Below are 10,238 nucleotides of genomic sequence, written 5' to 3' on the forward strand. Positions count from 1 at the left end.
TGGTTAATGTTTGACCTTGCTGCAAAATTGATTTGGCAAGGTGGGGATGACGTATATGATGGTGGTAAAAAAGATGTAGCAAGACTTTATGAATATTGGGTGTTTTTTAAGTTGACGGATGCCATTGTTGAGATTTTTAAAATAAATGTCAGCGAGATTAGCAGGCTGGTTGAACATACAACTGATGGTTTAAACTTAAAGTTAAAGCAAGGGAAAGAGTGTGTGCCATTGTTAAGCGTTTTCGAACATGCTACCAGGAAGTTCAATGTTCGCTTTAGTTATAATAGGACTTTCAATGGCGAACAGGCATATCCGAATGGTGGTAGTTGGACGAATTCATTTAGGCCAGACTTTACGCTTAGCATTTGGCCGTTTGGTGTAACAGAAGCAGGAGCGGAGCGAGAAGAATCTATACTGCATATACATTTTGATGCAAAATATAAACAGAACCTACATGAAGCTTCTGTGTCGGATGAGCATTTGATAACAGAAGAGCAGAAACAAAACCAAAGTATCTATAAAAATGAAGATTTGCTTAAAATGCATGCTTACAGGGATGCTATTAGGCGTACAGCTGGTGCCTACTTATTGTACCCAGGTGATGTAGTTGACAAAAGAATGAGGTACCACGAAATAATACCTGGCATTGGCGCCTTTTCAATTAAGCCGTCCGTGGTTAACAATGGAACTAAAGAGTTAAAGGAGTTTCTAAGCAATATTATTGATCATTGTTTAAACCGAGCATCTCAACGAGAACGTATGGCCTATAAAGAATACGACATACACCGGTACTCTAATGTCAACAATCTAAGCGTATTGCTTCCTGAAGTACATGGTTCTAACAGAGCCCTAATACCTGATGAGACTTTTGTGTTAGTGGGATACTACAAGAATGAACAGCATCTTGATTGGATTATTGAAAAGGGACTTTATAATACGAGAATAGATGGTGAGCTGGGTTCTGTGAATATTAGTCATAAAGAAACAGGGGCTAAGTATCTTTTATTATATACAGGGAAAGAGAAACGAGCACATAAAATCTTTAAATTAAAAGAACAAGGGCCTAGAATATTTTCGAAAAAAGATTTAGTGAATAAACAATATCCATCCCGGCCAAGTCATACATTTTATTTGGTTTTTGAGATTGAACAAACGCTTGAAAAAGAGTTCGAGAACCAAATATGGAATATTGGACAATTAGAAAGATTCCCTACAAAACGTGGGATGCCCTTTAGTGTTGTCTTATCTGAGCTTATGAGAGTATTAGAGAAGAGCTAGAAATTTTCATTTTCGACATTTATGAATAGTGAAATAGTTTAATTTGTTGTTGTAGAGCAGCTCCGTTGGTGGATTGTTGTGTCACTGTGGAATATATTTCCTCTTCGAACGATACAAAATAGTAAACAACATTTACTTATCCCGCCGCAGCCAGGCCATGAATCAAAAAGTAAACATTACAGGTTAATACGGTGTTATATAAAGCGAATGCTGCCAACAGATATAGGATTTATTCCCTAAGTGTTTACAGATTATTAATAGTATAAATAGGTAGGATATACGTAGGAAATGGTGAAAAGCTATAATATATAAACAGTAACTGCGTCCACAAGCCGGTAAAAGAGAATGAATTAGGTATCTTTTTTGCTATAAAATGATTATGGAAAAGCAACAATTAACAGTGCCCTATAAGGGAAACGAATATGATGTTTACCTGGCAATAGAAAAGAGGCCAACGGAAAAAAAGCCCGCGCTTCGCCGTATATGTGCGCAAGTAGGGGGGCAGGACATACTTTTTGTAGCAAACGGCCATATATGTTCGCACGCCATCTATCGTGAAAGCATAATAGATGAAGGTTTGTTAGCAGAAATCAGCAAGCGTATTTGCACCGAGTATTTGTAACCTCTTACGTTATTTAAGAAGTCGTCCTTCCATCTATTGTTAAATTATAACAGGAGCTTATTATGGCCTTTATATCCTCAAAATAGCAAACCCGCCGCAATGGCGGGTTTTTTTGTGCCTGGAAGGTGTGCCTATACAACACTACTGTTATTGATAACGGCATAGGTTATACGAAATTATGGAGAATTTGAAAGGATGACATCGCTTGTTTACAACATTGGCATATTGAATAATACATAGGTACATAAGTGTTATAACCAGTGTAAGGAGCCATAAATGCCACAATTGGCATAGTGCTTGTTTTCACAGTTATAAAAAGCTTATGAAAAACAAAATGAGAATTTTTGCAGCCTTATTATTTGGTGCCATGTTGGTTTTTACTGTTGGATGTAGTAAGGATGATGATCCGGCAGACAACGATTTTTTTGTAGGCACATACAGTGGTGATATTTCTTACAATGATGGCAGCCAAACCGTTACAGACGATGATGGGCGCGTAACGGTGGTTAAAGTAGACGACACTTATTCCTTTGATTTCGGAAGCGGCATACCTAATATTACCGGCGTGAAATTTCAAAAACAGGACGAAAATACATACATCAGTGTAGGCGATGGCGTTACAGGTATTACCGTTACTGCGCACACGTTAAAAATGCTGGTGTCGAAAGATGGCGCCACCTGGACGGCGGATTGTACAAGATAGTGATTGCAGCTATAATAAAATATAAAAGCCATCTATCCCTAAAGACAGATGGCTTTTATTATCAGCTTATCTTTTTAACGGGCATAGAACTTTTGACAAAGGGGAAGATTCACGAGCGCTGATGCGCCGCCTTCACTTGCATTTAATGTTCTTCCATCCTGCAGGTAGATCCTGCCGTCATGGTAAACCGCCGGCAATGTTTTGCCGCTGTTGTCGTAATTACCAGGTACGGGCAGGTATTCTTTTCCACCCAGTTTAACCGGCTGCTGTATCTTGTCTATAATCCATTCCCCGGTAGATGGCCTGTATACCGCCATTTCCGCGCGCCCATCCCCGTCATAGTCAGCCGGCACGGGCATTTCGCCCGGTACATGCTGCACCTGCAACGGAATATTACCAAGGGTGGTTTGCCAAAACGAATTGTCTGTTCTGAAAATGCCCACATCCAGTTTGCCGTCGCCGTCATAATCAGCCGGCACCGGTATGCCGTGTTGATGACCGAACCGGATGCTATCTAGCCCATTGATGTACCACGTTAAAGTAGAAGGGCGGTATACGGCTGCTTCGGCAAAGCCATCGCCGTCATAGTCGCCGCAAACCGGGATGTCGCCTGCACGGCCCAGGGTTATTTCTTTTCCGCCTTCCAGGTAAAATTTTCCTGCCGAAGGCCGGAAGAAAGCAAGCTCCGTTTTCCCGTCGCCGTTATAGTCGGCCGGCGTTGGTATATCCCCTTCAGCGCCAAATGTTATAGCCGGTTGCTCCTGTATGTTCCATTTCCCTTTTGAAAAGAAGGTAAGCTCTGTTTGTCCGTCGTTATTGAAATCATACATGCGGGCTACATTTGTATGATGCATCCACGGAAGGGTAAATTTGCTGTCGGCATCTGTTTCTTCCTCACCGGTATAGGGTGAGAAGGTGCGTACTGAGATCAGGTCCCTGGACTTTGAGAATGTCATCAGGCGCATTAATCCGTGTCCCCCGTTTGGCCTGCTTTGGTAGTCTGACAGGAAAGATTTGATAATGTTACCGGCATAACCATCCTGGCGATAACCTTCTCCGTTATCTCCCACATGGCCGGACAGGGTCATGATCACATTGGGATAGCTTTTCAGGCGGTCGAACCGGCGTTGCCCCTGCATGCTGAACTTTGGAAATCCTTTTTCGTTAGTGCCAGGGGTATTGTTAAAGTGAATGAAGGAGTGGCTTACAAGAATAGCCTTGTGGTCGGCATATTTTTCCAGCAGCTGCGCCGCCCATTTATTCAGAGGCTCAATATCCTCATCATAGGAATCATATTCCATATAAACCACAATAAACTTTACCCCTGCGGCGGTGAACAGGTCATAATGGCTGTCGTTATTGTTCCGGTAATGTCCGCCATACCAGGGTTTACTTTTAAAATGGTCAATACCGAAATACTTGTTAAAGAAGTTTGTTTTCCCACTCAGCGGGTACTGGCTCTTGGTTTGGTCATGGTTGCCCACTGATATTCCGTAAGGGATGCCTTGCGGATAGCCCGGCTGCGGCTTATCCAGCCGGTATATGGCATCGGCTGCATTTACCCACTGCTGCGGATATTTTTCGCCATCATCGGTAATATCGCCCAGGTGTATAACATACGCGATCTTCTCCTTTGCCGCATTTTTCACGATCCAGTCGGTTTGCGCGAAGAACATTTCTTTTTTCCCGCCATGCTTTTCCGATGTATAATACTGTGTGTCGGGAAGCACTGCAATAGAAAACTCGTCATCCTCCGGCTGTGGCTTCATAAATGCGGCGGCGCCGCATATGAGCAATACACCAGCACCCAGAAAAAAAAGAATCAGCTTTTTGTAAGAAGGGCCTTTTTGTTTCATCTCGTTAATAAAATTTAGCGCAAAGCTATTAGTATGCCCGTTGCTGTTAGGCTGTTTATAAACAATTAATATGGATTTAATATAAGGGTAATATTCGCATAATACTGCTGTAACACCTTTGCAGCCGGAAAAGGGGACTTTCCAAAATACGAAACAGCTTCGCTTCACACTTGCGCTGCTATAGTGCTTTGCTTTTACATTCAACCATTCTTTAAAATATGAGTAAGGAATACACGCATGATTATCCCGTTAGAAAATTCGTGGCGCTGCTATTTGGTTTGTTCTTATGCCAGGCAGCACTGGCGCAGCAAACTGGCACCATCACAGGCCGGGTAACCGGGGAAAATGAGGCGCTTCCCGGCGCAACAATCGCTATACAGGGTACCCGGTACGGAGTACAGGCCGATGCCAACGGTAATTACCGTATTGAAGTACCTGCAGGCACCTATACAGTGATTGCAACATTTGTCGGCTACAGCAGGCAGGAAATGAAAGGCATTCAAGTAAAGGAGAATGCCAGCTACCGGCTGGATATAAGCCTGCCGGTGGCAAATGCGCAGTTGAAAGAAGTAACAGTGAGCTACGGCAAACAACGGTCAAGGGAAATTACCGGCTCAATTGCCACTGTTAACGCGCAAAAGCTGCAGGACATGCCCGTGATGCAATTCGCACAGCAATTGCAGGGAAAGGTAGCCGGTGTGCAGGTATCGCAATATAGCGGCCAGCCGGGGCGGGGCATTGGTTTCATTGTGCGTGGGGCGGCATCTTTTTATTCCGGTAATCAACCGCTTTTTGTTATTGATGGTACGCCCATTACCGGCAGTATTAATAATATCAATCCTGCGGAAATTGAGAGCTTCAGTGTGTTAAAAGATGCATCTGCCACCTCACTATATGGTTCCAGGGCTGCAAACGGCGTAGTGCTGATGACTACAAAACATGCGAAGGCCGGCGCGCCAAGAGTGGAGTTCTCTGCTAACTATGGTTTGCAGAAAATACCCGAAAACAAGCTGCCAAAGCCGATGAACGCACGGGAGTTCGCCACTTTTATGAAGCAAAGGGCTGAAGACGGGCTTAAATATGAATCCGGGTATAAAGTTTCTGCGGATTATCATGCCGCATACGATAATCCTGAGCAATACGGAGAAGGCACTAACTGGTTTAAGCTGATGACCCGTACTGCACCTATTCAAAGTTATGACCTGGTGGTGCAATCGGCCCGCGAACATTCTTCTTCTACGGTAATTGCCGGGTACCAGGAGCAGCAGGGTGTGATAATCAACAACGGCACCAAGCTATTTTCACTGCGCTTTAACCAGGATGTTACTTTAAGCAATAACAAGCTGAAGCTGGGCTTTAATATCGCCCCAGCTACCGTGTAGACCACAATAACCGGATGTCTACCGATGGTGTAGGCGGGTTTTTTGAACGGTTCTTTGAAGCCAGCCCGCTTATATCTCCCTATAATCCCGACGGCAGCTATGTAAGGAATGTAAACTCACCCGGCATGGTGGCGTACATAAATCCGCTGGCTACTTATAAGCTTACGAATGACGATTATTATACTACCCGCATCCTGGGTAATGGCTATCTTAATTATGAGTTCCTGCCTGGCTTAAGCCTGAAAACAAACCTGGCTGTAGACAAAGGCGGTGAAACCAGGAAATATTTTCAATCCGGCCAGGTAACAGGCACACAGGGACAAACCACCGGCACCAGTTCCGCGGTAGACAATGGTTCCTGGACAGCAGAAGCAAATCTTGTTTATAATAAAACCATTGCCCGCGATCATGATATTGAAGTGCTGGCAGGTTATTCGGCACAGAAATTCAGCACCTATAGCAATACATTAACCGGCCTTGGATTTACCAGCGACGACATTCCTTATCTGAATGCCGCTACAAGCATTACCGGCAGCAGCGGGGCCGGCGCCTATTCCCTGCTTTCAGGTATTGGCCGTATTAATTACAGCTTTAAAAAGAAATATCTGCTTTCCGCTGCATTGCGCCGCGATGGATCTTCGAGGTTCGGCATCGACAGGCAATGGGGTAACTTTCCGTCCGTTTCGGCCGGGTGGGTGGTAAGCGATGAAAAGTTCATGGAGAAAATTAAGCCCGTTAACTTCCTTAAAATACGCGCCAGCTATGGTATTACCGGTAATAACTTCTTCGGGAATTACGATCCCCAGGCGACCATCGGCACTTACTATTATAATTTTAACAACGAAATTACACAGGGGCAAACCATTAACCGGCTTGCCAACAGCGAGCTGAGATGGGAGCGGAACAAGCAGTTCGACATCGGCCTTGAGCTGGCTGTGCTCAACAACCGTATCAGTCTTACGTACGATTACTATCATAAGATTACAGATGGCCTGATACAGCAACGGCAGATCCCTGTTTCATCAGGTTTTTCGCAGATCATTTACAATGTAGGCGAGCTTAAAATGTGGGGGCATGAATTTACCATAAGCTCAAAGAACCTTACAGGGCCGCTGCAATGGAATACAAGTCTTGTAATGTCTTTCGACCGTAACCTGATCACCAACCTTGTTTCGCCGGGCTTTATCAGGAGGAATAATACGGTTACTTCTGATTACTACCGCCAGCAGGTGGGTCATCACCTGGGAGAGTTTTACGGTTTTGTATATGAAGGATTATACAAAGATGCAGAAGACCTGGCCAATTCCGCGAAATACCAGAGCACTGCCGCCAACCCGAATGGCAGTTCCGACATAGGCACACTGAAAATGAAAGATATTAACGGGGACGGTGTAATTGATGATGTAAATGACCGCACCTTTATCGGCGATCCTACGCCCACATTCACCGGTGGTTTGGTGAACACTTTTTCCTACAGGCATTTCGATCTGAATATTGACATGACCTATTCCGCAGGCGGCAAGATACTGAATGCGGCCAAATGGGCTTACCAGACAAATATGGACGGCTCCAGGGTTCCGCTTGCCGCTGCCCTTGATCACTGGCGCTCTGTTGATGATCCGGGATCGGGTGCTTACCCGCGTACGAAAACCGGTACTACTGCTTTGGGAAGATCTGTAAACAGCCAGTGGATAGAAGACGGCTCCTACCTGGCGTGTAAGAATGTCACACTTGGATATTCAATGCCTTTGAAAAACAGCATGCTGGCTAATTTCAGGATATATGTATCGGTGCAGCAGGCGTTTGTGCTTACCGGGTATTCAGGTATGAACCCCGAAGTGAACGTAGGCGGCATGGACCAGACTGCAGGCGTGGGCATTGACGAAAATGCCTATCCTATTCCCAGAACTTTTTCCATAGGCATCAATACCACATTTAAATAATCAGATCATACAGCATACGATGAGAAAGTTATTTCCGATAATAGTGTTGTCAGCAATGGCAGCCGTATCATGTAAAAAGGATTTTATTCAGCTAACACCTGAAGATAGCTATACCGCGGGGAACTTCTATAAAACGGAAACGCAGTTCCAATCGGCTGTTATAGCTGCCTATGCGCCGCTGCGGGATGTGCTGGTGAATGATTACTTTACTTCAGAAATGCATTCCGATAACACCATATACCAGCCAATACCCGGTAACCGCGGCACAGCCATTGTGCAAAGGGAAAACATTTCCGACTTTACCAATACATCTACCAATGCCTACGCCAATGCCACCTGGGAGCACAGCTACACCGGTATTGCCCGCTGTAATATTGTGATAGACCGTTTGGCAGACGCCAGTATCAGCGACTCTGCAAAAACTGTTTTCGACGGGCAGGTAAAATTTCTCCGGGCATTGAATTATTTCAAACTGGTTCGGTTATACGGCGGTGTGCCTTTGTTCCTGCATGAAGTTACAAAAGCCGATGATGCTTTCAGGGAGCGGGCAACTGTGGCAGAAGTTTACGATCAGATCATTGCCGACGCAACAGACGCAATTAATGAACTTAAAGCGCCTGCCAGGTTTCCGCAAACAGGCGAAGCCACCAAAGGAGCTGCTACATTGCTGTTAGCCGAAGTATACGCCGTGCAAAAGAAATGGAGTGAGGCCGAAGCTTTATTGAACAGCATGGCCACAATGGGATATGATCTGAATGCCGACTATGCGGATGCTTTTTCACCTGCAAATAAGAACGGCCGTGAATCGGTTTTTGAGATACAATACCTGGGCGGTACGGCTACCGGCGCCACGCCGGATGTATTGTCATTCCACTTTTTGCCAAGAAGCACCGATACCAGGCTGCTGACAGGCATCTCTATTAACAATACCGGCACCGGCGGATGGAATACGCCTTCGTCAGACCTGATCCAGGCTTTTGAACCTGGCGACAAACGGCTGGATGCTTCCATTGGGATTGTTGAAGGCACTTATAATGCCAGCAGCTACTTTACCTATTCAGCTGTAAAGAGTGTGGTGAATTATACGCCTGATCCCGGCAAAACAGGCGTTCCGTATATAAAGAAGTATTTGCATTCACCTTTGCCTGCCCCTACCGGTTCAAGCGATGATTTTCCTATTTACCGTTATTCCGATGCTTTATTGCTGCTTGCTGAGGCATTGAATGAACAGGGCAAGTCAGGCGAAGCGCTGGTACCCCTGAACAGGGTAAGGCAACGGGCCGGCTTGCCGGATGTAACCACCGCCAATCAAAGCGCGTTGCGCAGTATTATCCTGCATGAGCGCCGGGTGGAGCTTGCCTTTGAAAACCATCGCTGGACAGACCTGCTCCGGACAGACAGCGCGCTTGCGGTTATCAATGCATTTGGCAAAGTAATTAAACAGGAGCAACCCTTCCTGGCGGCAGATGCATATGTGATTGATCAGCATCAGCTGCTGTTTCCGGTACCGCAGCCGGAGATAGATTTGAACCCGAAGATGGTGCAGAACGGGGGGTATTGATGGAGGAAATAGAAGAAGGATAGATGGCTTTAGCTAAATAACTAAAGCCATCTATTTAACAAGAAGCCGACCGATTATAATTGAGAATACTTCACTGTCTTTCCCTAAATCCAATATGGGATTTTTTCCAGCGGTTTTTAGGATTTGAATACCTTGCTGCTGCCGGGTAATTTTGATAATTTTCTCTAATCTTATTTTTGACGTCTTTTCGCTACCTGTAAATATTAGTTGCTTATTAGTTAGGTGCAGTATACCTCTTTCTATCAGTTTGGACTCGTATCGTCCTCTGCCAACAGAACGATCTTCATACCAAAACACATTTTTAATACGACAATGACATATTTCACTTTTAGTAAGCGGGATTTCCGGTAAAACCTTTGGTAGTGGCTCATTTTCAATGCGCCAGTAGTATTCAAACGTCTGCAGTTGTTTTTGGATAGCATCATCTTTCAAAATTTCTACGGCCATATTTTTTTCCAGGACCATTAATGTATGCTTACCTTCAGCAGACAACCGTTTATGTTTAAAGATAGAGGCCATATGTTTATGCACATATTCTTGCCTTAGCTCCAAAGATATTTGCGCTGCTGATTCCAGAGGAAGTTTTAAAGCGTGTGCAAGCGTTTCCAGTCTGGTATGATCATCATTACTATATCTGCCGTTCTTAATAGTTTTTAACACGGCGTCGCGGAAAAATTCTTCTCCTAGCGTAATATGAAATGGCGCTATCTCTTCCTGCTTTAATTTCAACAGGTTTTGCAAATGCAATAGGCTAGGGTCTGGATTGTAGTTGAAACCCTGAACGTTTAGAGAAAATTGCAGAAAAACGACATAGAACTCTTGCATATTTAGGGTGAATGTCTTGTGAAGATCTATGTTATACCTGTTTTCAA

Annotated in this window: 8 protein-coding genes; 6 read left to right on the forward strand and 2 right to left on the reverse strand. The window is 44.6% G+C overall.

Annotated features, from left to right (window positions below; translation table 11 throughout):
• From VFS25_RS15670 to VFS25_RS15680, 3 genes are all read left to right on the forward strand, one after another.
• A partial coding sequence (locus tag VFS25_RS15670; RefSeq protein WP_326463110.1) for a nuclease domain-containing protein occupies positions 1 to 1,278 on the forward strand: 1,278 nt, incomplete at its 5' end.
• A gap of 379 nt (positions 1,279 to 1,657) precedes the next feature.
• Complete coding sequence (locus VFS25_RS15675) at positions 1,658 to 1,900, forward strand: hypothetical protein (RefSeq protein ID WP_326463111.1); 243 nt, start codon at positions 1,658 to 1,660, stop codon at positions 1,898 to 1,900.
• A 367-nt stretch (positions 1,901 to 2,267) separates the two neighbouring features.
• Complete coding sequence (locus tag VFS25_RS15680) at positions 2,268 to 2,603, forward strand: hypothetical protein (protein WP_326463112.1); 336 nt, start codon at positions 2,268 to 2,270, stop codon at positions 2,601 to 2,603.
• A gap of 74 nt (positions 2,604 to 2,677) precedes the next feature.
• On the opposite strand, the gene VFS25_RS15685 is transcribed toward VFS25_RS15680, so the two are convergent.
• Positions 2,678 to 4,459: a metallophosphoesterase gene (locus tag VFS25_RS15685; RefSeq protein ID WP_326463113.1), complete on the reverse strand. Its 1,782-nt coding sequence runs from the start codon at positions 4,457 to 4,459 to the stop codon at positions 2,678 to 2,680.
• Positions 4,460 to 4,677: 218 nt separating this feature from the next.
• Here VFS25_RS15685 and VFS25_RS15690 point away from each other — a divergent pair, with 218 nt between their 5' ends.
• Genes VFS25_RS15690 through VFS25_RS15700 form a run of 3 tightly spaced genes read left to right on the forward strand, consistent with a single transcriptional unit; the run spans position 4,678 to position 9,345 of the window.
• Positions 4,678 to 5,841: a TonB-dependent receptor plug domain-containing protein gene (locus VFS25_RS15690; RefSeq protein ID WP_326463114.1), complete on the forward strand. Its 1,164-nt coding sequence runs from the start codon at positions 4,678 to 4,680 to the stop codon at positions 5,839 to 5,841.
• A gap of 14 nt (positions 5,842 to 5,855) precedes the next feature.
• Positions 5,856 to 7,784 carry a SusC/RagA family TonB-linked outer membrane protein gene (locus VFS25_RS15695; RefSeq protein WP_326463115.1) on the forward strand — a complete coding sequence of 643 codons (1,929 nt, stop codon included), beginning with the start codon at positions 5,856 to 5,858 and terminating at the stop codon, positions 7,782 to 7,784.
• A 55-nt stretch (positions 7,785 to 7,839) separates the two neighbouring features.
• The gene (locus VFS25_RS15700; protein ID WP_326463116.1) at positions 7,840 to 9,345 is read left to right on the forward strand and encodes a RagB/SusD family nutrient uptake outer membrane protein; all 1,506 of its coding nucleotides are present in this window, start codon (positions 7,840 to 7,842) and stop codon (positions 9,343 to 9,345) included.
• Between the two features lie 51 nt (positions 9,346 to 9,396).
• Here VFS25_RS15700 and VFS25_RS15705 read toward each other — a convergent pair.
• A partial coding sequence (locus VFS25_RS15705) for a hypothetical protein (protein ID WP_326463117.1) occupies positions 9,397 to 10,238 on the reverse strand: 842 nt, incomplete at its 5' end.

Origin of the sequence: Chitinophaga sp. (assembly GCF_035761305.1) — a bacterium.
Classification (GTDB): Bacteria; Bacteroidota; Bacteroidia; order Chitinophagales; family Chitinophagaceae; genus Chitinophaga.

Bases quoted from the DNA above. Each gene is read 5' to 3' on its own strand.
- VFS25_RS15675 (WP_326463111.1), top strand. From the start codon at position 1,658: ATGGAAAAGCAACAATTAACAGTGCCCTATAAGGGAAACGAATATGAT.
- VFS25_RS15680 (WP_326463112.1), top strand. From the start codon at position 2,268: ATGTTGGTTTTTACTGTTGGATGTAGTAAGGATGATGATCCGGCAGAC.
- VFS25_RS15685 (WP_326463113.1), bottom strand. From the start codon at position 4,459: ATGAAACAAAAAGGCCCTTCTTACAAAAAGCTGATTCTTTTTTTTCTG.
- VFS25_RS15690 (WP_326463114.1), top strand. From the start codon at position 4,678: ATGAGTAAGGAATACACGCATGATTATCCCGTTAGAAAATTCGTGGCG.
- VFS25_RS15695 (WP_326463115.1), top strand. From the start codon at position 5,856: ATGTCTACCGATGGTGTAGGCGGGTTTTTTGAACGGTTCTTTGAAGCC.
- VFS25_RS15700 (WP_326463116.1), top strand. From the start codon at position 7,840: ATGGCAGCCGTATCATGTAAAAAGGATTTTATTCAGCTAACACCTGAA.